This window comes from Streptomyces sp. NPDC057939 (assembly GCF_042887545.1).
In the GTDB taxonomy this organism is placed as follows: domain Bacteria; phylum Actinomycetota; class Actinomycetes; order Streptomycetales; family Streptomycetaceae; genus Streptomyces.
Genome location: NZ_JBHVPG010000057.1, coordinates 1 through 24,027, shown reverse-complemented (window position 1 = coordinate 24,027; position 24,027 = coordinate 1). Strand labels below are relative to the sequence as shown.

Annotated in this window: 25 protein-coding genes and 2 pseudogenes; 10 read left to right on the top strand and 17 right to left on the bottom strand. The window is 72.7% G+C overall.

All coding sequences use genetic code 11. The features are described 5' to 3' along the window. Positions 1-75 precede the first annotated feature (75 nt). From ACFVS6_RS36500 to fahA, 7 genes and pseudogenes are all read right to left on the bottom strand, one after another. Entirely contained in the window at positions 76-2,829 is a 2,754-nt protein-coding gene (locus ACFVS6_RS36500) for a fumarate reductase/succinate dehydrogenase flavoprotein subunit (protein ID WP_389710850.1), read from the bottom strand. Positions 2,830-2,875: 46 nt separating this feature from the next. Then, positions 2,876-3,706, bottom strand: a complete 831-nt coding sequence (locus ACFVS6_RS36495; protein ID WP_389710873.1) for an ABC transporter ATP-binding protein — start codon at positions 3,704-3,706, stop codon at positions 2,876-2,878. 323 nt (positions 3,707-4,029) lie between these two features. After that, a pseudogene (locus tag ACFVS6_RS36490) lies at positions 4,030-4,851 on the bottom strand (ABC transporter permease); the annotation flags it as partial. Next, complete coding sequence (locus ACFVS6_RS36485) at positions 4,848-6,197, bottom strand: ABC transporter substrate-binding protein (RefSeq protein ID WP_389710849.1); 1,350 nt, start codon at positions 6,195-6,197, stop codon at positions 4,848-4,850. The pseudogene ACFVS6_RS36490 and the gene ACFVS6_RS36485, both read right to left, overlap by 4 nt. Before the next feature lie 14 nt (positions 6,198-6,211). Continuing rightward, positions 6,212-6,439, bottom strand: coding sequence for a ferredoxin family protein (locus tag ACFVS6_RS36480; protein WP_030710222.1), 228 nt, complete (start codon positions 6,437-6,439; stop codon positions 6,212-6,214). 62 nt (positions 6,440-6,501) lie between these two features. Further along, the gene (locus ACFVS6_RS36475) at positions 6,502-7,272 is read right to left on the bottom strand and encodes a GntR family transcriptional regulator (RefSeq protein ID WP_389710848.1); all 771 of its coding nucleotides are present in this window, start codon (positions 7,270-7,272) and stop codon (positions 6,502-6,504) included. Between the two features lie 150 nt (positions 7,273-7,422). Then, positions 7,423-8,646: a fumarylacetoacetase gene (fahA, locus tag ACFVS6_RS36470; protein ID WP_389710847.1), complete on the bottom strand. Its 1,224-nt coding sequence runs from the start codon at positions 8,644-8,646 to the stop codon at positions 7,423-7,425. Between the two features lie 141 nt (positions 8,647-8,787). On the opposite strand from fahA, the gene ACFVS6_RS36465 reads away from it, so the two are divergent. Further along, complete coding sequence (locus ACFVS6_RS36465) at positions 8,788-9,594, top strand: Cof-type HAD-IIB family hydrolase (protein ID WP_389710846.1); 807 nt, start codon at positions 8,788-8,790, stop codon at positions 9,592-9,594. A gap of 11 nt (positions 9,595-9,605) precedes the next feature. Here ACFVS6_RS36465 and ACFVS6_RS36460 read toward each other — a convergent pair whose 3' ends face one another. After that, positions 9,606-10,061 carry a hypothetical protein gene (locus tag ACFVS6_RS36460; RefSeq protein WP_389710845.1) on the bottom strand — a complete coding sequence of 152 codons (456 nt, stop codon included), beginning with the start codon at positions 10,059-10,061 and terminating at the stop codon, positions 9,606-9,608. Positions 10,062-10,225: 164 nt separating this feature from the next. Here ACFVS6_RS36460 and ACFVS6_RS36455 point away from each other — a divergent pair, with 164 nt between their 5' ends. Further along, positions 10,226-10,369 (top strand): hypothetical protein, encoded by a 144-nt coding sequence (locus ACFVS6_RS36455; protein ID WP_389710844.1) that lies wholly within the window; start codon positions 10,226-10,228, stop codon positions 10,367-10,369. Positions 10,370-10,408: 39 nt separating this feature from the next. On the opposite strand, the gene ACFVS6_RS36450 is transcribed toward ACFVS6_RS36455, so the two are convergent. The 3 genes from ACFVS6_RS36450 to ACFVS6_RS36440 are packed head-to-tail and all read right to left on the bottom strand — an operon-like array spanning position 10,409 to position 11,318. Beyond that, entirely contained in the window at positions 10,409-10,774 is a 366-nt protein-coding gene (locus tag ACFVS6_RS36450; protein WP_389710843.1) for a hypothetical protein, read from the bottom strand. Continuing rightward, on the bottom strand, positions 10,771-11,082 hold the full coding sequence (locus ACFVS6_RS36445; protein WP_389710842.1) for a hypothetical protein: 312 nt from the start codon (positions 11,080-11,082) through the stop codon (positions 10,771-10,773). Before ACFVS6_RS36445 ends, ACFVS6_RS36450 begins: the two co-directional genes overlap by 4 nt. Further along, on the bottom strand, positions 11,079-11,318 hold the full coding sequence (locus ACFVS6_RS36440) for a hypothetical protein (protein WP_389710841.1): 240 nt from the start codon (positions 11,316-11,318) through the stop codon (positions 11,079-11,081). The genes ACFVS6_RS36445 and ACFVS6_RS36440 overlap by 4 nt, the downstream gene beginning before the upstream one ends. Positions 11,319-11,399: 81 nt before the next feature. On the opposite strand from ACFVS6_RS36440, the gene ACFVS6_RS36435 reads away from it, so the two are divergent. The 3 genes from ACFVS6_RS36435 to ACFVS6_RS36425 are packed head-to-tail and all read left to right on the top strand — an operon-like array spanning position 11,400 to position 12,681. Further along, a complete protein-coding gene (locus ACFVS6_RS36435; RefSeq protein ID WP_389710840.1) occupies positions 11,400-12,263 on the top strand; it encodes a helix-turn-helix domain-containing protein in 864 nt (287 codons plus the stop codon). Then, positions 12,260-12,454, top strand: coding sequence for a DUF397 domain-containing protein (locus ACFVS6_RS36430; protein ID WP_389710839.1), 195 nt, complete (start codon positions 12,260-12,262; stop codon positions 12,452-12,454). The genes ACFVS6_RS36435 and ACFVS6_RS36430 overlap by 4 nt, the downstream gene beginning before the upstream one ends. Before the next feature lie 32 nt (positions 12,455-12,486). Beyond that, positions 12,487-12,681, top strand: coding sequence for a DUF397 domain-containing protein (locus ACFVS6_RS36425; RefSeq protein ID WP_389710838.1), 195 nt, complete (start codon positions 12,487-12,489; stop codon positions 12,679-12,681). A gap of 51 nt (positions 12,682-12,732) precedes the next feature. Here the strand turns inward: ACFVS6_RS36425 and ACFVS6_RS36420 are convergent, their stop codons facing one another. Further along, on the bottom strand, positions 12,733-14,739 hold the full coding sequence (locus ACFVS6_RS36420; protein ID WP_389710837.1) for a CocE/NonD family hydrolase: 2,007 nt from the start codon (positions 14,737-14,739) through the stop codon (positions 12,733-12,735). A gap of 17 nt (positions 14,740-14,756) precedes the next feature. Next, entirely contained in the window at positions 14,757-16,250 is a 1,494-nt protein-coding gene (locus tag ACFVS6_RS36415) for a peptide MFS transporter (protein ID WP_389710872.1), read from the bottom strand. 211 nt (positions 16,251-16,461) lie between these two features. Between ACFVS6_RS36415 and ACFVS6_RS36410 the strand changes: the two genes are divergently transcribed. The 4 genes from ACFVS6_RS36410 to ACFVS6_RS36395 all read left to right on the top strand — a co-directional run bounded on the left by ACFVS6_RS36410 (position 16,462) and on the right by ACFVS6_RS36395 (position 19,663). Beyond that, positions 16,462-17,472: a polyprenyl synthetase family protein gene (locus ACFVS6_RS36410; protein ID WP_389710836.1), complete on the top strand. Its 1,011-nt coding sequence runs from the start codon at positions 16,462-16,464 to the stop codon at positions 17,470-17,472. A gap of 248 nt (positions 17,473-17,720) precedes the next feature. After that, complete coding sequence (locus ACFVS6_RS36405) at positions 17,721-18,920, top strand: outer membrane lipoprotein carrier protein LolA (RefSeq protein WP_389710835.1); 1,200 nt, start codon at positions 17,721-17,723, stop codon at positions 18,918-18,920. 126 nt (positions 18,921-19,046) lie between these two features. Then, positions 19,047-19,250: a hypothetical protein gene (locus ACFVS6_RS36400; protein ID WP_389710834.1), complete on the top strand. Its 204-nt coding sequence runs from the start codon at positions 19,047-19,049 to the stop codon at positions 19,248-19,250. Continuing rightward, positions 19,247-19,663, top strand: coding sequence for a hypothetical protein (locus ACFVS6_RS36395; protein ID WP_389710833.1), 417 nt, complete (start codon positions 19,247-19,249; stop codon positions 19,661-19,663). Before ACFVS6_RS36400 ends, ACFVS6_RS36395 begins: the two co-directional genes overlap by 4 nt. Positions 19,664-19,724: 61 nt before the next feature. Here ACFVS6_RS36395 and ACFVS6_RS36390 read toward each other — a convergent pair whose 3' ends face one another. The 3 genes from ACFVS6_RS36390 to ACFVS6_RS36380 form a co-directional block, all read right to left on the bottom strand. Next, positions 19,725-21,041 (bottom strand): M28 family metallopeptidase, encoded by a 1,317-nt coding sequence (locus ACFVS6_RS36390; RefSeq protein WP_389710832.1) that lies wholly within the window; start codon positions 21,039-21,041, stop codon positions 19,725-19,727. A gap of 206 nt (positions 21,042-21,247) precedes the next feature. Beyond that, positions 21,248-22,288 carry an EamA family transporter RarD gene (rarD, locus tag ACFVS6_RS36385; RefSeq protein ID WP_389710831.1) on the bottom strand — a complete coding sequence of 347 codons (1,041 nt, stop codon included), beginning with the start codon at positions 22,286-22,288 and terminating at the stop codon, positions 21,248-21,250. A 161-nt stretch (positions 22,289-22,449) separates the two neighbouring features. Then, positions 22,450-23,304 (bottom strand): SDR family oxidoreductase, encoded by an 855-nt coding sequence (locus ACFVS6_RS36380; protein ID WP_389710830.1) that lies wholly within the window; start codon positions 23,302-23,304, stop codon positions 22,450-22,452. Positions 23,305-23,390: 86 nt separating this feature from the next. Here ACFVS6_RS36380 and ACFVS6_RS36375 point away from each other — a divergent pair, with 86 nt between their 5' ends. Next, the gene (locus ACFVS6_RS36375; protein WP_389710829.1) at positions 23,391-23,813 is read left to right on the top strand and encodes a winged helix-turn-helix transcriptional regulator; all 423 of its coding nucleotides are present in this window, start codon (positions 23,391-23,393) and stop codon (positions 23,811-23,813) included. 70 nt (positions 23,814-23,883) lie between these two features. Here ACFVS6_RS36375 and ACFVS6_RS36370 read toward each other — a convergent pair. Continuing rightward, positions 23,884-24,027, bottom strand: a pseudogene (locus ACFVS6_RS36370) (2-oxoacid:ferredoxin oxidoreductase subunit beta); the annotation flags it as partial.

The following is a 24,027-nucleotide window of genomic DNA, read 5'->3' as shown; positions in this document are numbered from 1 at the left end:
CGGGGACTTCGGCTGTCCGAGCAGCATGTGCGGGCCCGGGTCCGGCCCGCCACGCGGGCGGGCCGGACGGATGAGCTAAACGGCCCGCCCGGCGTACGCGCGGACGTCCGCGTCCGCGTCACCCGTCGCCCCGGCGAGCGCCGTACGGGCCGGAGCCGAGTCCCGGTGCCGCAGCAGCGCGAGCACCGCCGCCTTGCGGACGTCCGCGTTCGCGTCGGCGGCCAGCGCCCCCGCCAGGGCCGGGACCGCTTCCTCGGCCGCCGCCGGACCGAGGGCCGCCGCCGCCCCCGCCCGGACCTGCCAGGCCGGATCGGCCAGCGCCGCCGCCGCCCGCGCCGCGTAACCGGCCGGGCAGCCCGTCTGCGCCAGGGCGGCCAGCGCGGCGCCCCGGACCAGCGGATCGGCGTCGTCCAGCAGCGGGTCCAACGGCTCCGGCGTCGGCGCGTGCACCGCCGCGAGCCCCTTCGCGACCGCCACCCGCACCTCGCGCGCCGGATCGGCGGCGGCCGCCGCCAGGGCCGGTACCGCGTCGACGGAGACCAGGGCCCGCACGGCGTGGATCCTGACCTCGATGTCGGTGTCGGCCAGCGAGGCGGCGTACAGCACGGCGTCGCCGAGCCGCAGGGCGCGCAACGCCTCCAGGGCCGCCGCGCGGACGGCCGGGTCGGCTACCGCGAGGGCCGCCCGTAGGCCGGCCGCCAACGCGGGCTCGGCCGGCAGTACTTCGAGGAGCTCTCGCAGCGCCGCCGCGGCCACCGCGCGCACCTGCCCCGCCGGGTCGGCGAGCCGCGCCGCGAGGGCCGGCCCGGCTCCGGCGGGCAGGGTCTCGCCGAGGGTGGCCACGGCCGCCGCCCGCAGCGCCGGGTCCGGGTCGGTCAGGTAGGGCAGGAGCGCGTCCAGGTCCGGCTCCTCCTCGGCCAGCCCGACCAGCCGCAGCAACCGCTCACCGGGCGCGGCGGCGGCAGGGGGGCCGGCCGGGGTGGGCGTCCCTGCACCGGGCCCTGCACCGGGCCCTGCACCGGGCCCGCCGGCGGCCCGGCCGGCCGCCGGCGCCGCGCTGCGTCCGCCGGCCGTTGCCACCGGGACGAGCACGACCTCGCCCAGCTCGCGCGACGGCCCCGGCGACGGCTCGAACCCGGGCACGGGCACCACGTACGGCTCGACCGGCCGGGCGGTGAACACCATCGCCCCGGACGGGGATTTGCGCAGGTCAAGATGGTGAAGCCAGCCGTCGTCGTCGCGCTCGGGGTGGTCCAGGCGCTCGTGGTACAGCCCCCAGCGGGACTCCGTGCGCGCCAGTGAGGACCGCGCCGCCATCTCCGCGCAGTCCCGGATGAAGGACACCTCCGCGCACCGCATCAGCTCGTGCGCGGTGGTCGCGCCCATCCCGGCGATCTCGTCGGTCATCCGCTCGAACGCCGCCACCGCCAGAGACAGCTTCGCGCCCGTCTTCGGCGGGGCGACGTAGTCGTTGACGAACCGCCGCAGCTTGTACTCCACCTGCGGCTGCGGCGGCCCCTGCGGATGGCGCAGCGGTCGGTAGATCAGCTCGTGCGCCGCCGCCACCTGATCGGCCGGCAGGTCCCCCTCGTACGCGGTGTACCGGGAGGCGTCCGCGCCCGCCAGGTCACCGAACACGAACGCGCCGATCATGTAGTTGTGCGGTACGGAGGCCAGGTCGCCGGCCGCGTACAGCCGGGGGACGGTCGTGCGCGCGTGGTCGTCGACGCGCACGCCCGAGGCCGAGTGGCCGCCGCACAGCCCGATCTCCGAGATGTGCATCTCGATGTCGTGCGTGCGGTAGTCGTGGCCGCGCCCCGCGTGGAAGGTGCCGCGGGTGGGGCGTTCCGTCGTGTGCAGGATCGACTCCAGCGAGGCCACCGTCTCCTCGGGGAGGTGGCTGAGCTTGAGGTAGACCGGCCCCCGGTCGGAGGCGAGTTCGGCGGCGAACTCCGACATCATCCGGCCCGACCAGTAGTCGGAGTCGACGAACCGTTCGCCGTGCCGGTTGACCTGGTAGCCGCCGAACGGATTGGCCACGTACGCGCACGCCGGACCGTTGTAGTCCTTGATCAACGGGTTGATCTGGAAGCACTCGATCCCGGTGAGCGCGGCGCCCGCGTGGTAGGCCATCGCGTACCCGTCACCGGCGTTGGTCGGGTTCTCGTACGTCCCGTACAGGTAACCGGAGGCGGGCAGCCCGAGCCGGCCGCACGGGCCCGTCGCCAGCACCACGGCGCCCGCGCGGACCGTCACGAAGGCGCCCGTACGGGTGTTGAAGGCGGCCGCCCCGATGGCGCGGCCGTCCTCGGGCGAGGTCAGCACCCGCACCGGCATCACCCGGTTCTCGATGCGGATGCGCTCGCGCATCTCGCGGCGCCGCAGCTGCCGGTAGAGGACCTTCTTGACGTCCTTGCCCTCGGGCATCGGCAGCACGTACGAGCCGGACCGGTGCACCTGGCGCACCGCGTACTCGCCGTGCTCGTCCTTCTCGAACTTCACCCCGTACGACTCCAGGCGCCGCACCATGTCGTGGCCGCGGGTCGCGGTCTGGCGGACGGTGGACTGGTCGACGACGCCGTCGTTGGCGCGGGTGATCTCGGCGACGTAGTCGTCCGGTTCGGCGCGGCCCGGGATGACGGCGTTGTTGACGCCGTCCATGCCCATGGCGAGGGCACCGGAGTGGCGCACGTGCGCCTTCTCCAGGAGCAGGACCCGTGCCCCGCGCTCGGCGGCGGTCAGGGCCGCCATCGTGCCGGCGGTGCCGCCGCCGATGACGAGGACGTCGCAGGAGAGTTCCTCGGCGTCGCCGATCGCGGGGATGTCCACGGTGCTGCCTTTCGGGGTGGTGGGGCGGGCCGTACGGACGTACGGGTCAGAGGGATTCGAGGATCCGGCGGCGCAGGGCCGGGTCCGGGGCCGTACGGGTCCGGGGGCGCGGGACGTCGAACACGTCGAGGATCCGGCCGGAGCCGAGGAGCGCGACGCGGTCGCCGAGGTGGAGGGCCTCGTCCACGTCGTGCGTGACGAACACGACGGTGGCCCCGGTCCCGGAGAGGACCCCGATCAGGAGGTCCTGCATCTCGGCACGGGTCTGGGCGTCGAGCGCGCCGAACGGTTCGTCCATGAGGACGGCGCGGGGGCGCGCGGCGAGGGCGCGGGCCAGCTGCACGCGTTGGCGCTGGCCGCCCGAGAGCTGGTGCGGGAGCTTGTGCGCGTGCTCGGCGAGCCCGACCCGCTCCAGCCAGGCCGCGGCCGTGGCCCGACGCGCGGCCCGGCGGGCCAGGAAGGAACCGCCGGGCCCGCTTCGGCGGTCGTCGGGGGTGGGGTTGGCCGCGGTGGCGGCGTCGGCCTCGATGCCGGCGGATCCGCGGATGGCCAGGGGGAGTTCGACGTTGGCCCGTACCGTCCGCCAGGGCAGCAGGGCGTCGTCCTGGAACACCAGCGCCCGGTCGGCGTCCGGCCCGGTGACGGCCCGTCCGTCCTGTTCGACGGTCCCGTCCAGTGGCGGCAACAGCCCGGCCAGGGCCCGCAGCAGCGTCGACTTCCCGCACCCGGAGGGGCCCACGACGGCCAGCACCTCCCCGGCCTCGACCGTGAGGTCGACCCCGTCGAGGACGGGACTCCCGGCGTGCCCGAGCCGTACGCGGCGCAGCGCGAGCTCCGCCCCCGGTGCCGGGCGGGCTACGGACGCGGCGCCGGTCACGGTGTTGGTGTGGATCTCGGTGTCGATGTCGGTCGGGCTCACGGGGCGTCCTCTCGGTCGGAAGAGCTGAGGACCCCGGCGGCGCTCGGGGCCGGACCGCCGGCGGACCCGGCGGACGCGACGACGCCACCCCGCACCGGCCCCCCGGAACCACCCGCACCCCGCGCCCCCGCCGAACCGGCCGCCGGCCCCTCCGCGGCACCGGCCGTCACATTGGCTGTCGGGATGTCGGTCGAACCGGCCGCCGGATCGGCCGCCGGCCCCTCCGCGGCACCCGCCGTCGGGCGGGCAGGCGGCACGTTCCCGCCGTTCCGGCCGGTCACCGCGGCCCGGGCCTTGCGGCGGGCCGGGCGGGGGAGGGTCGCGGGGCCCGGGGCCGTCTCGCGGGACGGGAGCCAGTGGGTCAGGCGGCGGCCGGCCCGTTCCACGGCCGTGGAGGTCAGCCAGCCCAGCGCGCCGATGGTGACCATGCCGACGAAGACCCCCGGGTAGTCGACCACCGTGTAGTCCTGCCAGGTCCGGTACCCGACCCCGTACTCACCGGAGATCATCTCGGCGGAGATCACGCAGATCCAGGACACCCCGATGCCCACCGACAGCCCGCCGAACACGCCCGGCAGGGCCCCCGGCAGCACCACCGAGAACAGCACCCGCCGCCGGCCGGCGCCCATCGTGAGGACGGCCTCCTCCCACACCGGCGACAGGGCCGCCACCGCGTGCCGGGTCGAGACCAGCACCGGGAAGAACGCCGCCGTGCAGGTGATGAACACGATGCCCTGCTCGTTGGACGGGAACAGCAGGATCGCGACGGGAACCAGCGCGATCGCCGGCACCGGCCGCAGCACCTCCACCAGCGGCCCCAACAGGTCGGCCGCGATCCGCGACCGGGCGATGGCCGTGCCCGCCGCCACGCCCAGGACGGCGGCCAGCGCGAAGCCCGTCACGATCCGGCTCAGGCTGGACCCCAGGTCCTCCCAGTACGGGCCGGCCGTCGCCCGTTCGGCGAGCTTGCGCGCCACCTCGACGGCCGTCGGGAACTGCTCGAAGCGCAGCCACAGGTTCACGTCCAGCGAGGTCAGCACCTGCCACAGGAGCAGCGCCGCCCCCAGCGAGGCCACGCGCAGCGCCCGGCGGCCGGCGGTCACGAGGCGAGCCCGATGGCCTCGGCCCAGCCGACGGTCCGCGCCCCGGAGTCCCGGTGCGCCTCGACGTACGCCTTCGCGCCCGCCGTCGTGACGAACGCGCGCAGCTCGGTGCCCTCGGCGACCCACACCGCCTTGTCGGCGAACCAGAGGGTGCCGGTCACCGCGTCCGGTACGTACGCCGCGCGGACGTCGGCCCCGCGGGCCGCCTTCAGGAGTTCGCGCGGGGAGTCGTAGCTCCGGGTCCCGGTCTGTCCCTTGAGCCACAGTTCGCTGCGGGCGGGGGCCGCGACCGGCAGGGTCCGGCCGGCGGCGACGCGGCGCAGTGGTTCCGGGTCGACGAAGGCGTCCACGTCGACGTCGGGGACCAGCGCGGCGTCCTTCAGCACGGGCACGTCCTGCTTGAGCGCCGCGATCAGCTCCGGGCGCAGCTCCGGGTCGAAGGTCGCGATGCCGTTCGCGCCGTTGTAGAGGTAGACCACCTCGGCGGGCAGCCCGGTCTCCTTCGCCACCGATTCCGCGGCGGCGACGGGGTGGGCGCGCAGGTGGTCGGTGGCCTTGATCTGGGCGCGCAGGAAGTCGTCGAGGATCCCGGGCCGCTTCTCGGCGAACTCCTGCCGGACGGTGACCCCGTGGAAGGTCGGCAGGTTCAGTTCGGCGCCGTCGTACAGGGCCTTAGCCTTGCCCTCGTGCGCGAGCTGGCCCGGCCAGGCCACGAACTGGGAGAGGGCGTCGACGCTGCCCGCCTGGAGGGCGGAAGCGCCCACGCTGGGCTGCTGGTTGAGCTTCTGGATGCCCTTGGCCGGGTCGATGCCGGCCCGTTGGAGGGCTCGTACGAGGGTGCCGTCGGCGGCGGAGCCGACGCTCGTGGAGACCTTCTTGCCGCGCAGGTCGGCCAGGGATTCGAGGGTCGAGCCGGGTGCGGTGACGACGGTGTTGAGTCCGCCGCGGAGGTTGTAGCCGGTCACCGAGACGAGCCGGGTGGGCTGCTTCAGTTCCTTGCCGCGCGCCGCGTTGATGAGGAGAGGGAAGTCGCCCATGGAGCCGATGTCGATCTTCCCGGCGGTCATCTGGGCGGTGATGGGAGCGCCGGTGGCGTAGTCCTGCCAGTCCACCTCGTAGGTGATCCCGTCCTTCTTGCCGCGGGCCGCGAGCTCCTCCTCGAAGTAGCGCAGGGAGCGGAGCAGGGTGCCCGCGGTGACGGTGTTGATGGTCTTGGACTGGTAGCCGACGGTCACGGTGACGGTCTTCGGGCCGTCCGCCCCCGAGGCGTCGCCGCAGCCGGTGGCGAGCGGGACGAGGAGCAGGGCGAGCGCGGGCGCGAGGGCCTTCGCGGGCGGGGTGCGCATGGGGACGGGACCTTTCACCGGAGCAGGTAGGGCATGTTGACGGTGACCGCGCCCGTGGGGCAGCGGGCGGCGCAGGGGCCGCAGTACCAGCACTCGTCGACGTGCATGTACGCCTTGCCGTTGTCCTCGCGGATGGCGAGCGAGTCGAGGGGACACATGTCGACGCACAGGGTGCAGCCGTCGATGCACAGGGACTCGTCGATGGTCACGGGCACGTCGCCGCGCTGGGGGACCAGAGGCATGGCTGTCTCCAGGAAAGGGGTAGGAGGGGCTGCTCTTGGACGCGGAGTCCTGTGGGGAGGGGCTACAACGAGCGGTGCAGGAGGCCGCTCATGGTGATGCGGTCGCCGCGGAAGCGGATGAACTCCAGGTCCACGGGCCGTCCGTCGGCGAGGTGGGTGAGCCGCTCCAGCATCAGGACGGCGGCCCCGCGCGGGGCCTGGAGCACGGCGGCGGAGTGCGCGTCGGCGTTGACGGACTCCAGGGTGATCTCGGCGTGGCCGAGCGGCTGCCCGGTGAGCCGTTCCAGCAGCCGGAACACGTCGGTGTGCTCCAGGTCGCAGTCGAGGAGGGCGGCGCCGATGTCGAGGGGGACGTACGTGAGGTCGAGGGACAGCGGCAGGCCGTTCAGCCGGCGCAGCCGCTCGATGTAGAGCACCTCGGCGTGCTCGGGCAGCCCGAGCCGCCCGGCGACGGGGGCGGGCGCGCGGACGGGGCCCGCGCTGCGGACCTCGTTGGTGACCTCGCCGTGCTCGTGCAGGGTTTCGGCCAGTCCCTGGAGCCGGTCCAGGCCGTGCGGGTACTTCTCGCCGACGACGAGGGTGCCGACCCCGGGCCGGCGTTCCACGAGGTGTTCGCCGCGGAGCAGGTCGAGGGCCTGGCGGACGGTGTTGCGGCCCGCGCCGTACTCGACGGCGAGGGTGTCCTCCAGGGGGAGGACGCCGCCCGGGTAGCCGCCGGTCAGGATCTGGCGGCGGAGCAGGTCGGCGAGCTGTCGCGCCTGGTCCGCGCGCAGCCGCCGGCGGCGCGCGGCGGCGACCGGGACGGTGTGCTCACGGGTGCGTTCGGCTGGCATGGCAGGGAACGTACCGGCGGTGCGGCGGAGATGGTGTTGCGGCGGTGTTGCGCCACCGGGCGCCCCGCGTGCAGGGCTGTGACCTGCGGTTCCCGCAGGGTGGGGGAGGAATCCGCCACCCTGCGGGAACCCGTCGTCCCGAGGGACGGACTAGCGCGATCCCACGATCCGGCCGGTGACCTCGCCGAGGCCGACGCGGGTGCCGTCGGCGCCGGGCGCCCAGGCGGTCAGGGTGACGGTGTCGCCGTCCTCCAGGAAGGTGCGCTTGCCGTCGGCGAGCTCGATGGCGTCGCGGCCGTTCCAGGTGAGTTCCAGCAGGGAGCCGCGCTGGTCGACCTCGGGGCCGCTGACGGTGCCGGAGCCGAACACGTCGCCGGTGCGCAGGGAGGCGCCGTTGACGGTCATGTGGGCCAGCTGTTGGGCGGCCGTCCAGTACATCGTCGCGAACGGCGGCCGGGCCACCTCCTGCCCGTTGATCGAGACGGCGATGTGCAGGTCGAAGCCGCCGGGGCGGTCGCTGTCGGCGTCGTCGAGGTAGGGCAGCAGCGGGAAGTCCCGGGCGGGCGGGGAGACGCGGGCCGCGTCCAGGGCCTCCAGGGGGGTCACCCAGGCGGAGACTGACGTGGCGAACGACTTTCCGAGGAACGGGCCGAGCGGGACGTACTCCCAGGCCTGGACGTCGCGGGCCGACCAGTCGTTGAGGAGGAACAGTCCGAAGACGTGGTCCTCGAAGTCGGCCAGCGGCACCGGCCGGCCCAGCTCGGACGGCGTGCCGACGACGAAGCCGACCTCGGCCTCGATGTCGAGCTTCACGGACGGCCCGAAGACGGGCGCCGCGTCGGTGGGCGCCTTGCGCTGCCCGGAGGGGCGCACGACGTCCGTGCCGGAGACCACGATGGTGCCGGAGCGGCCGTGGTAACCGATGGGCAGGTGCTTCCAGTTGGGCGTCAGCGCGTCCCCGTCGGGGCGGAACATCTTCCCGACGTTGGTGGCGTGGTGCTCGCTCGCGTAGAAGTCGACGTAGTCGGCGACCTCGTACGGCAGGTGCAGCGTGACCGCGTCCAGCGGCAGCAGGTGCGGCTCCACCGTGGGGCGGTGGCCGGGGTCGGTGACCCAGGCGGTCAGCGCGCGGCGCACGTCGCGCCAGGCGGTGCGGCCGGCGGCGAGCAGCGGGTTCAGGGAGGACTGCCCGAGCAGTCCGGCGTACGGGGAGCCGAGTGCCAGGGCGGCCGCTCCCGCGTCGAGCACGTGCCCGCCGATCCGAACGCCGATCCGGCGACGGTCCTCCCCGGCGGTCGAGAAGACGCCGTAGGGGAGGTTGTGCGGCCCGAACGGGTCGCCCTCGGGAACATCGAGGGGGCTCTGCTGGGGCATGGGGTGCTGCCTCGCTTTCGACGCGGGCCGGGGGTGTCCCGGGGGCTCGTTGACACGTTACGTGCCAGGTGGGGTCTGTGGGAGGCCGGATTCGGGCGCTATTTGTAGGACTTGTCCAACGGGGTCCGTATCCTTGACGCCGTGACTTCCGCCCTCCCCCATGCCTTGATCGCCACCGACCTGGACGGGACTCTGCTGTGCGCCGGAGACACCGTCTCCGCCCGCTCCCACAAGGCCCTCGCGACCGCCCGGGCCGCCGGCGCCCAACACATCGTCGTCACCGGACGGCCGGTTCCCCAGGTCCGACACGTCCTGGACGACCTCGGCTACGAGGGGCTCGCGGTGTGCGGGCAGGGCGCGCAGGTGTACGACGCGGCGCGCGGGCTCCTGCTGCACTCCGTCTCCATGGACCGGGGGCTCGCCGAGGTCGCCCTCGGCAAGATCGAGGCCGAGATCGGCGAGGTCTGGGCGGCGGTGAACCAGGAGGGCCTCGACGCGGAGATGCTGATAGGGCCCGGCTACCGGATGTGGCACCCGCACCTGCCGACCGTCCGCGTACCGCGCCGCAGCGACCTGTGGTCGGCCCCGATCAACAAGGTCCTCCTCCAGCACCCCCGGCTCGACGACGACGAGCTGACCCGGATCGCGCGCTCGGTGGTCGGCGACCTGGTGAACGTCACCATGGCCGGCGAGCACACCGTGGAACTCCAGCCCCCCGGCATCGACAAGGCGAGCGGCCTCGCCCGCGCCGCCGAGGTGCTCGGCGTCCCGGGTTCCTCCACGATCGCCTTCGGCGACATGCCGAACGACGTCCCGATGTTCGCGTGGGCGGCCCACGGGGTCGCCATGGCCAACTCCCACCGCGAACTCCTGGCCGTCGCCGACGAGGTCACCCTCTCGAACGAGGAGGACGGCATCGCGGTGGTCCTGGAACGCTTGTACGCCTGACGGGTCGACGGTCACGAGGCGGGCCCGGCAGCGATGGCGATACCCGCCTCGGTGGCGGCCGCGCGGCGGATGCGGCTGATCTCGGCGGTGATGTCCCGGGCCTCGCAGAGGTCGGTGACTTCTCCGGCGCGGCTCTCCAACGCGCGAAGCCGGGCAGCGGTCTCGGGGTGCCGGGCGATGGCGACCTCGACGGCCCATGCCTCGGTGAAGGTACGCAGGGGAGCGGCGGACACCTCGGTACGGGCGCGGGCGGTGCCGGCCGCCCGGTCGCGGTCGAAGTCGGCGAGGAGATGAGGGGCGACCCCGCCATCGTGCGCGACCCCGTTCTCGACGCGCACCTTCGCGACCTGGAAGCGCGCGCGGCCGCGTCCGAAGATCCCGAGGAGTCCATGCGCCTCCTGGCGGAGTACAGCCGCCTCCGACGCGAAGCTGCCGAGCGGGAGCCCGGGGAGTGAGCGACGAGCCACCGCGGCCGCCTTGGCGGATGGACTGGACGAAGAGGCGGACCAGGGCTTCCGGAGCATGCCCGCTGAAGCAGTTGAGTTGATCATGAGTGCGCGCGCTGAGCTGATCACGGCTGAGGACCCCTTACTTTCGGGGGATCGACGCCGATGTCGAGCTTCCGCACTGGATGACCGTCCGCCCGCTGGCGTCGACGCAGCCGGGCGGCCAGCACATCGTGGATCTGGCGGGTGGGCGAGGCTGGCTCATGTACACCTTCATGCGTCGCCACGCCGAGCCGCAGATCGTTGTCACCGAGGCCTTCTGGGCCTGATCGCGGGCCGATGGTGAGGGTGGCGGTGACGGCGACGGGTCAGGGCGCGGGGGTCGATGGGTGCGGGCCGTGGCCGCCGGGGTGGCCGAGGGGGTGAGGGCAGGCTTCGGGGCCGGTGATCGCCGGGCAGTCGGGGAGGGGGAGGACCGCGTCGGGTTCGGCGTCGGGTCCCTGCCCGTCGGACCAGCGGGCCCACAGGGCGTCGCCGGACCCGGGGTCGAGGACGACGTCCAGGTGCGGGCCCGCATGACGTTCCAGGGGGCAGAAAAGCTCCGGACCGGCCGCGAGGACCTCCCGCAGGGCCCGCGCGCAGAGGAGGCGCGCCAGCGCCTCCAGGTGCGCCACGGAGAGGGTGCCGGACGCGCCGCACTCCGGGCGCGGGGGACAGGGCGGCCCGTCGCTCACGCGAGCCACCCCCGGGCGACGATGCCGGCCACGCAGCACGTCCACGCGATCGCCCCGACCGTCAGGGCCACCGCACTCCGCCGGTCGGCGCGGGCGCGCCGGGCCGCCGGGTCGGGATCGGGACGGACCAGGCCACGCAGCCGATCGGCCGCCGCCAGGGCCGCGCCGGCGAACGCGCCGCGCTCCGCCTCCCGCCGCGCCAGAGCCGAGTCCAGCAGGGCGAGGAACAGCGCCCGGTAGGCCGGGTCCGACTCCATGCGCCGCAACTCGGCCCCGGTGTCGCCCCCTTCGGGCGGTGGCGCGCTCACAGCAACCCCTTCGCGCTGCGCGCGTTGCGCCGGGCGTTCTCGGCCCGCATCCGCTCCATGGGCTCGGCGGGCCGCACGTGCCGCGGCTCCGCCTCCCATTCCGTGCCGCCGCGCACCGGACGCAGCGACCAGTAGGGGCCGGCGACCCCGCGGAACTCCCCGACGCGGTCACCGCGACTGGTGTCCACCACGAGCGCGCCGGCCGACGGCGGCTGAGGGGGCTTCGTTTCACACATGACACCGTTCCTCTCCGTAGTCGATTCGCTACCGATCGGGTTCAGGATGGCCCTGGCCGGGGGAGGCTTCAACTTGTCGAAATGGAACGGAAGATTGGTCAGGAGCCCTTGAACCGCAAGGAGTTGAACCCCGAGCGCGACCCCCGAGCGGCCTTCGGGGCACGTCTGCGCAGCTCGCGCGAGGAACGGGGTTGGACGCAGGAGGTCCTGGGCGGGCGGCTGGGGTACTCCAGTACGCACGTGTCAGCGGTCGAAACCGGACGGAAAGTGCCGACCTTGCGGTTCTCGCGCAGTGCTGACGAGGTCTTCGGCACTGGTCAGGGCGAAAAATCGTTCGAGCGCGAGTGGCGCGAGATCCGGCACGGCGTACTGCTGGAGGGCTTCCCGGAGTTCCTCGGCTACGAAAGCCGGGCGGTGGAGATCCGCCTGTACGAGGTGGGTGTCATACCGGGGCTGCTCCAGACGCCGGAGTACGCGACCGTGTTGGCCGAGAGCGCGGTCAAGCGGGGCGCCATCACCGCCGATCACGCGGCCGAGCGGATCGCCGTCGTTGCGGACCGGCAGGCCGTGCTGCTCCGCACTCCTCCGCCGCTGATCCTCGCGGTGCTCGACGAGAGCTGTATCCGTCGGCCCCTCGGCGGTCCCGCCCTGATGCGGGACCAGTTCACGCGGCTGCTGGAATTCGCCGAACTGCCGAACACGGTGCTTCAGATCGCTCCGTTCGACATGGGGGAGCGGCGACCGTTCAACCTGCCGCTCTACATCCTGACGTTGCCGGACCGCTCGATCATGTCCTATGCGGAATCCGCCCAACGGGGCCACCTGGAGCGGGATAACAACTCCGTGGTGCCCATGATGACGGCCTACCATCAGCTCCAGGCCGAGGCATGCACCCAGGCGGCATCGGTAGCCATGATCGATCAGCTACGAAAGGGCACCTCGTGACGACCGAATCCCCCCGCTGGTTCACGTCCTCGTACAGCGACAACGGCGGCGCCTGCGTCGAGGTCGCCACCAACCTCGTCGCCTCGCGCGGTGTGGTCCCCGTTCGGGACTCCAAGCGTGACGACAGCCCCGTGCTCGGCTTCGCCGCTGCCGCGTTCGCCGCGTTCGTGGACGGCGTCAAGGCCGTCTGACCTCGCTCCATCGGACTACGAAAGGGCACTCCGTGATGACCGAACTGCCCCGCTGGTTCACGTCCTCCTACAGCGACAACGGCGGTCAGTGCGTCGAGGTCGCCACGAACCTCGTCGCCTCGCGCGGTGTCGTCCCGGTCCGGGACTCCAAGCGTGACGACAGCCCCGTGCTCGGCTTCGCCGCTGCCGCGTTCGCCGCGTTCGTGGACGGCGTCAAGGCCGTCTGAGCATCGGACGATCGGGCCCCGGGCGCGTACGCCGTCCGGGGCCCGGGCGCGTCAGCCCGCCGCTCTCGGGAGGCGGCGTTCCCAGGTGCGGTGGAAGACGACCTCGTCGCCCTCCCGGCAGACCACCTCGTTCGACGTCAGGAAGCCGCCCTCGTCGCAGGAGATCTCCGAACGGGTCTCCACCCTCGCGTCCCAGCCCAGCTCCGGCCGGTGCAGGCGGATGCTCCACTCCGAGCGGGTGCGGGCCGACAGCGGGTCCGACTCCTGGATCTCGTACACCTCCCGCGCGTCCTCGCTGAACTCCAGCCCGTCCGGGTACACCCGGGTGCCCCCGTAGCGGGGGTCCACCTCCAGGCGCCAGGTGCCGGCCGCGACGTCCCGTACGACCAGGCGTTCCGGGCGGGGCTCCTCCAGGGTGTCCGGGTAGGCGACCCCCAGCGGGGCGGCCTGCTCCGGGGCCTCGAAGACGATCCCGCCGTCCGCACGCGGGGAGGGCGGCCGGACGGGGAGTTCCAGGGTGCTGCCCGCCGGGTCGAGGGTCCAGCCGGCCTCCGAGCCGGCCCGCGGCCAGATCCACGGCCAGTACGCGGACGACACCGCCAGCCGGATCCGGTGCCCCGGCGGGAACGCGTGCCCGATGCCGTTCAGCTCGAAGGTGACGTCCTCGGTCGCGCCCGGGGTCCACGGCGCCGCCCGGTCGCGGCCGTGGCGCGCCGACAGGTTCAGCGCGCCCCGGGTGATCAGCGTCGAGGAGCCGTCGGGGGCCACGTCGCACAGTCGGGCCACGACCTGCCCGTACGGGACCTCCATGCGCAGCCGCAGCGTCACCGAGGGCCGGCCGAGGATCTCCACCGGCTCGCCCGCCCCGACGGGGAACTCGAAGCACGCCGACTTGGCGTCCTCCTCGCGCTGGTCCGGCGGCAGGTCGGCGTCGTTGCCGAAGGGGAAGAAGCGGCCCGCGTCCAGCCCGGTGTGCTGCGGCGAGGCCACCACGACGGGCGGGCCCTGGAGCCCGTACGAGACGGGGACGACCGTCGGGGACGGCCAGGCCCGCTCGCCCACCCAGCGGCCCGGCAGCCGCTCGTAGACGGTGGCCGGCGGGTGCGAGTCGCTGATCCAGGCGCGCAGCAGGGGTTCGTCCATGACGCCGTTGTCGTCGCCGCGCAGCCAGTGGTCCCACCAGCGCAGGGTCTCCTGGAGGAAGCCGATCGCCGGGCCGGGCGGCAGCCCGCGGTCAGGGTACTGGTGCGACCAGGGGCCGATGAGACCCCGTACGCGCCCGGCCGGCAGGTGCTCGACGAGGCGCAGGACCGTGTCCCGGTACGGGTCGTGCCAGCCGCCGACGGCCAGCACGGCGGCCTTCACCGCCCCGTAGTCCTCGCAGACGCTGCCGTGGCGCCAGTAGGCGTCGCGGGTCTGGTGGGCCAGCCAGGTGTGGACGAGGGGCTCGACGGCGGTGAGCCGGTCCAGCCACTGCTCGCGCCAGGCGTCGCCGACGAACAGCGGGTCCGGGGGTCGGGCGGCGAAGGCCAGCATCGTCGCCGCCCACGCGTGCATGTCCACGGCCAGGACGGAGCCGCCCATGTAGTGGACGTCGTTGTCGTAGCGGTCGTCCGTCGAGCAGACGGTGACCACCGCCTTGAGGGCCGGCGGGGCCAGCGCCGCGATCTGGAGGCTGTTGAAGCCGCCCCAGGAGATCCCGAACATGCCGACCGCGCCCGTGCACCAGGGCTGCGCCGCCAGCCACTCCACCACGGCGACCCCGTCGGCGAGCTCCCGCGCGTCGTACTCGTCGCCCGGGAGACCGCCGCTGCACCCGTGGCCGCGCACGTCGACGCGGACCGAGGCGTAGCCGTGCCCGGCGTACCAGGGGTGGCGCTGGCGGTCGCGGGGAGCGGTCCAGTCGGTGAGCCGGTAGGGGAGGTACTCCAGCAGCGCGGGGACGGGCTCGTCCGTCACCGGGCGCCAGATCCGCGCGTACAGCTCCACCCCGTCCGGCAGCGGGATCCGGACGTCCTCGTGGGTGGTCCCGTACGGGAACTCGGTACGGATGATCATCGGTGGTCGGGCCCCTTTCAGTGGACGGGGTGCATGGTGCGGCGCAGCCAGGGCGCGAGCGCGACCACGACCAGGCCCGCCGCGACGGCGATGGCGCCGTTGACGCCGAAGTAGACGGGGTGGGACACCTGGTCGTAGAGCTTGACGACCTGCGCCTGGATGCCGTTGGCGAGGGCCAGCGAGAGGAACCACAGGGCCATGGTCTGGCTCGCGTACGCCTTGGGGGCGAGCTTCGTGGTGGCGGACATGCCGGAGGTCTCCAGCAGCACGTCGCCGAGCCCGAGCAGCAGGTACGAGCCGACGATCCACCAGGCGGCCATCTTGTAGGTCTCGTCGGCGTGGCCCGAGGTGGGGATGACCATCAGCAGGAAGGACAGGCCGCCCAGGATCACCCCGATGGCGATCTTGTTGGAGGCGTGCGGCTGGCGGCGGCCCATCCGGACCCACAGGGCGGCCACCACGGGCGCCAGCGCCACCTCGAAGGCGCCGAGCGCGGAGGCGTACCAGCCGGCGGGGAAGTCGAAGCCGAGGATGGTGGTGCGGGCGTTGGTCGAGGCCAGCAGCATCATCGTCGAGTACGCCTGGAACAGGATGAAGTTGAAGGCGACCGAGGCCAGGAAGAGCACCACGTACGGGCGCAGTCGTCCGCGTTCCTCGGCGGTGACGCGGGGGCTGCGGAACATGACGGCGAAGTAGACGACCGGCGCGATCACCGACACGAGGGTGAGGACGTCGACGAAACGGGCCATCGTCAACCAGCCGATAGCGGCCAGGAGGGTGGCGATGACGGCGAACGCGACGCAGCCGCCGACGATCTTCCACACGGCGGCGCGCATCGCGTCGGGTGCGAGGGCGTACTCGGCCGAGTGTTTCCGTCCCGCCAGATGGCGGCGTCCGAGCACGTACTGGATGAGCCCGGCGGTCATGCCGATCGCGGCGGCGGAGAAGCCCCAGTGCCAGCCCTCGCGCTCCCCGAGCCACGCGGTGATCAGCGGTCCGGCGAAGGCGCCGATGTTGATGCCCATGTAGTAGAGGGCGAATCCGGCGTCGCGCCGCTCGTCGTCGGTGCGGTACAGCTTGCCGACCATGCTGGCCACGTTGGGCTTGAGCAGGCCGGTGCCCGCGCTGATCAGGCCGAGTCCGACCCAGGTCATGGCGGCGGTGGGCACGGCCATGGCGTAATGGCCGCAGGCGATCAGGATGCCGCCGTAGAGGACCGCGCGGTAGGAACCGAGGATCCGGTCGGCGAGCCACCCGCCGGCCACCGAGACGAGGTAGACCATGGTCCCGTACGCCGCCGCGACGGAGGCCGCGCTGCCGGGGTTCATGCCCAGGCCGCCGCTGGCGACCGTGTCCGCGAAGTAGAGGACGAGGATGGCCTGCATGCCGAGGAAGGAGAACCGCTCCCAGACTTCCAGCCCGGACAGGGTGGCCAGGCCCCTGGGATGCCCCAGGAAGGCGTGGTCGTCACCGGGCGGCGGCTGGTCCGCCTCCGGGTCGGGCCCGTCCATATCGGTCGTGATTCTGGACAAAACAGATTCTCCGGTTGTTTCGACTTCCACTGAACATACCGGGGTGGATCGGGCGATGCGCGCGTGGCGGCCGGACAGGCGCTCTGGGTGATCGAAAACGGACCGGATACGCTGGCTTGAGTGATGGCAGCGACACATCGACAATCCATGTGATCGTCAAGGTGATCGTCAGCAGACAGGAGTACCCCTCGTGACCGTCGTCGGGCCGTTCGGACTGAGCGTGCGGGACCAGGCTCTTGAGACCGATGTCCAGGCCGGACTGGCCGCCGTCGAGGCGGGTCTGCTGGAAGCCACCAAGAGCGAAGTCCCCTTCATCACCGAGGCCGCACAACACCTGGTGAGAGCGGGTGGCAAGCGGTTCCGCCCGCTGCTGGTGATGCTCGCGTCCCGCTTCGGAGACCCCTACGCCCCCGGAATCGTGCCGTCCGCGGTGGTCGTGGAGCTCACGCACCTGGCCACGCTCTACCACGACGACGTCATGGACGAGGCCGACGTGCGCCGCGGGGTGGAGAGCGCCAACGCCCGCTGGGGCAACTCCGTCGCCGTCCTGACGGGTGACTTCCTCTTCGCCCGCGCCTCCCACATCCTGGCCGACCTCGGACCGGAGGCCGTGCGCATCCAGGCCGAGGCCTTCGAGCGGCTCGTCACCGGCCAGATCCTGGAGACGGCCGGCCCGCGCGACGGGCGCGACCCCGTCGCGCACTACCTCGACGTCATCGCCGGCAAGACCGGCTCGCTGATCGCGGTCTCCGGCCGGTTCGGCGCGCTGATGGCCGGCGCCGACGAAGCCGTCGTCGACATCCTCACCCAGTACGGCGAGCGGCTCGGCACGGCCTTCCAGCTCGCCGACGACGTCCTCGACATCGCCTCCGACTCCCACGAGTCCGGCAAGACCCCCGGCACCGACCTGCGCGAGGGCATCCCCACCCTGCCCGTGCTGCGGCTGCGCGAGATGGCCGAGCGCGACGGCCGCCCGGAGGACCTGGAACTCGTCGAGCTCCTCGACGGCGACCTCACGGACGACGCCCGGCACGCCGAGGTCCTCGCCCGGCTGCGCGTCCACCCCGCGCTGGAGCAGGCGCGCCGCGACACCATCCGCTACGCGGAGGACGCGCGGGCCACGCTGGCCCCGCTGCCGGAGTGCTTCGCGAAGTCCGCGCTGGAGGAACTGTGCGACGCGGTGGTCCACCGCGCCGGCTGACGCCGGACCGCCCCGGGGCCCCGCGCGCCCCACGCCGGCGGAACGGTTCCCTCCCCCCGGGCGACCCCTACGGGTCGGGGGAGGAGGGTCCGTCCGGTGTCATCCCACGGTCGTACGCGGAGTTGGCTCCGGGGGCTGACGCCCCGGGAGCCCCGATTTGGTCAGATGGAGACATCGAACCCCACCGGACCGGGTGAGCGCGGCGACACGGGGGTCGCCGCCGACGACACAGAGGGCAGGGCACTGACATGGCAGCGAACACGAAGACCTCGCGGAAGGCCGCACGGTACGCCGTACCGGTCGCGGTGGTGGGCATCGCGGCGGCGACCGTCGCGATGGTCCCCGCCTTCGCCAACGCCGGCGGACCCGATCTTCCCAAGGTCACCGCGCAGCAGCTCATCGAGAAGGTGGCCGCGTCCGACGTCGAGCAGCTCTCCGGCACCGCGAAGCTGACCACCGACCTGGGCCTGCCGAAGATCGCCTCCGGCCTCCTCGGCGGCGGCGGCGTCACCGGCGGCTCGGCCAACCCGGAGGACAAGCTCGCGCAGCTGGCCAACGGCTCGCACACCTTCCGCGTCGCCGCGGACGGCCCGGACCGCCAGAAGCTCACCTTCCTCGACGGCAAGGACGAGTACAGCCTCATCCACAACGGCGCCGACGTCTGGGGCTACGACTCGAAGTCCAACGAGGTCTTCCACGAGAAGAACCCCGAGGGCGCCGGCAAGGGCACCGAGCACAAGACGGCCGACCGGCTCGCGGGCTCCCCGCAGCAGATCGCCCAGGAGATCCTCAAGGCCGCCGGCCCGACCACCGACATCAGCGTCGGTGACACCGCGCAGGTCGCCGGCCGCGACGCCTACCAGCTGGTCCTCAAGCCCAAGCAGAGCGGCTCCACGGTCGGCTCGGTGCAGATCGCGGTCGACGCCAAGAACGGCGTCCCGCTGCGCGTCCAGCTGCTCTCCAGCCAGGGCGGCAAGCCGATCGTCGACGCGGGCTTCACGAAGGTCGACTTCGCCAAGCCGTCCGCCGACACCTTCAAGTTCACCCCGCCCAAGGGCGCCAAGGTGACCGAGGGCCTGGAGGGCGAGGAGCACGGCAAGGCCGGGAAGGACGAGCACTGGAAGGCGCTTGAGTCCTTCCCCGGCCTCGACGCGCTGACCGGCGGCGGCAACGGCGAGGTGAAGGTTCTCGGCGAGGGCTGGGCCACTGTCGCCCGCATCGACACCGGCGCCGGCCAGGGCCTCAAGGAGCTGGAGAAGGACAAGAACGCCCCCAAGGAGGCCCAGCAGTTCCTGAACTCCCTCGGTGACAAGGTCACCGGGAAGTTCGGCGAGGGTCGGGTCCTGTCGACCCGCCTGGTCAACGCCCTGATCACGGACGACGGCAAGGTCTACGTCGGCGCCGTCACCAAGGACGCGCTGGTCAAGGCGGCCGACTCCGCCAAGTAGTCCGTCCGCGCGCACCCGGTCGGTGCGCACGGCGACAACGCGAAGGGTGGCCCGGGACTTGTGTCCCGGGCCACCCTTCTGCCGTTCCCCTCCTGCGTACAGCAAGGCCGCTGTACCGTGATGGCCATGTCGAGACACGTCACCATTCGCCTGGACGAAGAGTTCCACGAGCGCCTCAAGGCACGCGCGGCGGCGCTGGGCACGACGGTCACCGCACTGATCACCGAGGTGACGGAGCGCGAACTCGACGAGGACCGCAAGTCGTTCCTCACCGGCATCGAGGAGTTCGCCGATCACTGGAGCTACTTCCAGGAGCGGTTCGGCAATTGAAGATCACCATGGAGTGGGCCTGGACCGCCCTCGCCCACCATCTGCCGTCGGATCCCGCCGTGTGGGATCCCTCCGGGGTGGCCGCCGCCGTCGCCCGGCACCAGAACGACCTGGTGCTGGTGCCCGAGCAGCCCGCCCCCGACACCGCCTGGCGGGCCGCCGCGTTCCTGCACACGCTGGCCGTCTGCCCCGCGCTCGAATCCCCGATGAACGAGTTCTACGCGGCCGCGGCCACCCGCTCGTACCTGCGGGTGGCCGGGGCCAGGCAACTGCCGACGCCGGAGGAGCTCGGCGACCTCGTGGAGGCCGCCAAGCTCGGCCGCGCCGACATCGGGGCCGTCGCACAGGAGCTGCGCGCCCGGATACAGGAACCGCTGCCCGCATCGCTGCGGTCCAACGCGGAGGACGCGTAGCCTCGGGCCCGGGACGTCCGGAGCCGGCGCCGCCCCGTGGGGAGCGGCGCCGGACCCTTCACTAGAAGGTGATCTTCCAGCTGTTGATGTAGCCGACGTCCTGCGCCGCCACGTCCTTGACCTGGAGCTTCCAGACGCCGTTCGCCACCTCGCTCGACGCGTTCACCGTGTACGAGGCGATGACGTTGTCGGCGGAGTCCGAGTTGGAGTTCTTCAGCCGGTACGCCGTCCCGTCGGGGGCGATCAGGTCGATCTGGAGGTCACCGCGGTAGGTGTGGACGATGTTCACGTCGACCTTGGTGGTGGCGGGCGCGTTGCCCGCGACGCCGGACACCGTGATCGGCGAGTTCACCCCGGCGGCGGGGGAGTCCGGGATGTTCACGTCCGTGGTGTTCTCGAAGGACGGGCCCGGCGGGACCGGGGTGGACGCCCCGAGGTTCCAGACCGCGTAGGCGATGGCGTCCGCGTTGCGGTCCAGGGCCGTGTCGTTGATGTTCGAGGTGTTGTCGCAGGAGGAGTGGTAGCAGCGGTCGAAGGACTGACCGGCCGTGCCGCCCCACTTCTGCGCCTGCGCCGACGTCTTGCTGTTGCTGGCGCCGGTGAACAGACCGCCGACGGGAATGCCCACGTTCTTGAAGGACGCGTGGTCCGAGCGGCCGTCGCCCTCGGTCTCGATCTCCGTCGCCACGCCGAGGCCGGCGTAGTAGTTCTTGAACGTCTGCTCGATGGTCGGGTCGTCGTCGTAGACGAAGTAGCCCGGGTTCGGGGAGCCGATCATGTCGAAGTTCAGGTACCCGGCGAACTTGGCCCGCTCGGCGGTCGGCAGGTTGTTGACGTAGTACTTCGACCCGACCAGGCCCAGCTCCTCCGCGCCCCACCAGCCGAAGCGCAGGTGCTTCGTCGGCTGGAGGCCTGCGCGCGACACGGCGAGGGCGGTCTCCAGGACCGCCGCGCTGCCCGAGCCGTTGTCGTTGATGCCCGCGCCCGAGGTCACCGAGTCCAGGTGCGCGCCGGACATCAGCACCGAGTTGGGGTCACCGCCCGGCCAGTCGGCGATCAGGTTGTAGCCGGTGGCGCCGCTGGAGGTGAAGGTCTGGAGCGTGGTGGTGAAGCCGGCCGCGTCCAGCTTGGCCTTCACGTAGTCGATGGACGCCTTGTACCCGGCCCTGCCGTGCGCGCGGTTGCCGCCGTTGTTGGTGGCGATCGTCTGCAGCTGTGTCAGGTGCGCCTTGACGTTGGCCAGCGGGATGTCCGGCGGGGTCGGGGCCGCGGTGACCGCCGTGGGAGCGGCGAGCGCGGAGGGGGCGGTGGCGCCCAGCAGACCGGTGACCGCTATCGCGGTGACGGCAGCGAGGCGCCGGGAGACGGACAGGCTCATGTGGGGGCTCCGGGATTCCGTATGGGGATGAGACGGAACGTGCGGGGATAGAGCAGGTGAGCTTGTAGTGCGTCAGTGCGAGCCTGATGTTCAGCGAGAGCATGACAATCCGTCAAGACCACAATCCGGTCAGGGCGGTTCGGAAAACGGACGATCCCCGGTACGGGTGGTCCGTACCGGGGATCGGGTGGGCGAAGGGGGCGGTGTTACGCCGGTTCGCGGGTCTGCGCGGGAGGTCCGGCGGGCCCGTCCGTGAGGGTCGCGGCGGGGGTCCCGCGGGCGTCGTCAGGGAGGGCCGGCTGCGGGAGTTCCTGCGGACCCGCCCCGAGCGCCGTCGCCGCCGCGGCCGCGAGCCGGGCCCGCGACCTGCGGGAAGTGCGCAGCGCGTCCCAGGTCAGGATCGCGAGGGCGGCCCACACCAGGGAGAAGCCCGCCCAGCGCTCGGGCGGCATCGCCTCGTGGAAGTACAGGACGCCGAGCCCGAACTGGAACACCGGGGCCATGTACTGGAGCAGCCCCAGCGTGGACAGCGGCACCCGGATCGCCGCCGCCCCGAAGAGCACCAGCGGGATCGCGGTGACCAGGCCCGTCGCGGCCAGCAGTAGGGAGTGCCCGAGGCCCTCCGTGGCGAACGTCGAGTCGCCCTGGACGCCCAGCCACAGCAGGTAGGCGAGGGCCGGCGGGAACAGCAGGGCCGTCTCCGCCGTCAGCGACTCCAGGCCGCCCATGTCGAGCTTCTTCTTGATCAGCCCGTACGCGGCGAAGGAGAAGGCCAGGACCAGCGAGATCCACGGCGGTCGCCCGTACCCGACCGCGAGCACCACCACGGCCGCGAAGCCGATGCCGACGGCCGCCCACTGGGCCCGGCGCAGCCGCTCCCCGAGCACCAGCACGCCGATCGCGATGGTGACCAGCGGGTTGATGAAGTAGCCGAGGCTGGCCTCGACGACCTGCCCGTTGTTGACCGCCCAGATGTACAGGCCCCAGTTCACGCTGATGACGGAGGCCGCGAGGGCCGTCAGCCCGAGCTTGCGGGGCTGTCGTGCCAGCTCGCGCATCCAGCTCCAGCGGCGCAGCGCCAGCAGGGCGATCCCCACGACGGCCAGCGACCACACCATCCGGTGGGCCAGGATCTCGACCGCGCCCGAGGGCTTGAGCAGTGGCCAGAAAAGGGGCACGAGGCCCCACAGGCCGTACGCGCCGAATCCGGAGAGCAATCCCGTGCGCTGCTCGTTCTCCGCCTTCACGGGTCCTCCAGTGCTACTTCAGGCCAATCTCACAACTCAACGAAGGTAGCGCCGCCAGGGTCCGATGTCATGCCCGTATAAGCGAGATACTCATGACATCTCGATGGGTGAGACGTCCGGTCGGCCGGGTCGCCCCGGCCGGTCGCGGTGGGTGACCCGGGTCAGGCCAGGGCGGCGGTGACGGCGGCGGCCACCGGGGTGGTCGGCCGACCGATCAGCCGCGCCAGGTCCCCGCTCGTGCCGGCCAGTCGGCCGCGCGCGATGGCCGCGTCGACGTCGACCAGGATCGCCGCGAACCCCTCGGGCACTCCGGCGCCGGTCAGCACCGCCAGGTGCTCGTCGGCGGTCACCGAGGCGTACGCGACCTCCTTGCCGGACTGTCGGGCCACCTCGCCGGCGTACTCGGCCAGGCTCCAGGCGGTGTCGCCGGAGAGCTCGTAGACCCGGTTCAGGTGTCCGTCGCCGGTCAGTACGGCCGCGGCCGCCGCCGCGTAGTCGGCGCGAGCCGCCGAGGCGATCCGGCCCTCGCCCGCGCTGCCGACGACGGCGCCGTGCGCCAGGACGCCGGGCAGCTGGGCGGTGTAGTTCTCGTGGTACCAGCCGTTGCGCAGGAAGGTGTGGGGGAGCCCGGAGTCGAGGATCGCCTGCTCGGTGACCTTGTGCTCGGCCGCCAGGTCGAAGTCGGCCTCGGGGCCGCCGAGGATCCCGGTGTACGCCAGCTGGGCGACCCCGGCCGCCGCGGCGGCCTTGATCACGGCGGTGTGCTGCGGGACGCGACGGCCGACCTCGTTGCCGGAGATCAGCAGGACCCGGTCCCCGGCCCGGAAGGCGCGGCCCAGGCTCGCGGGGTCGTCGTAGTCGGCGACCCGCACCTCGACGCCGCGGGCGGCGAGGTCGGCGGCCTTCTCCTCGTCGCGGACGACGGCGGCCACGCGTTCGGCGGGGACCCGGTTCAGCAGTTCCTCGATGACGAGGCGGCCCAGGGACCCGGTGGCTCCGGTGACGACGATGCTCATGATGCGCTCCTGTTCGAGGTGGATGACACCACCCTACGGAGAGCGCTAACCATTGGAAAGTACCCACTTTCGAGTAAGGTACTGGCATGGAAGTAAGTACCGGGGATTCCCGAAGCTCCCTGGGGAAGGCGGCCGACGTCCGGACCCCGATGTGTCCCTCGCGCGGGATCCTGGAGCACGTCACCAGCCGCTGGGGCGTGCTCGTGCTCGCCGCCCTCGTCGAGAGCTCCCACCGCTTCAGCGAACTCCGCCGGGAAGTGGGCGGCGTCAGCGAGAAGATGCTCGCCCAGACCCTCCGCACCCTGGAGCGCGACGGCTTCGTCCTGCGCCACGCGCACCCGGTGATCCCGCCGCGCGTGGACTACACGCTGACGGAACTCGGCCGGGAGGCCGCCGAACAGGTGTGGGCCCTCGCGCGCTGGACGGAACACCGCACCGCCGAGGTCCAGGGCGCCCGCGCGGCCTACGACGAGGCCCGCGCGACGCACGACGAGGCCCGGACGCCCTAGCGGGCTCCGGGCCTCGTCGTCCCCGGCCGGGCGCCGCGCGGCCGGCCGGGTGGGTGCTGCCGTCCGCCGCCTACTCGGCGACCGTCCAGGTGTCGGCTCCCGTCAGCAGCGTGGCCAGATCCCCCTTGCCGTGCTGGTCGACGGCGGTGTCGAGTTGGTCGGCCATGAGGGTGTCGTAGACGGGTCGGTGGGTGCTGCGCAGGACGCCGATGGG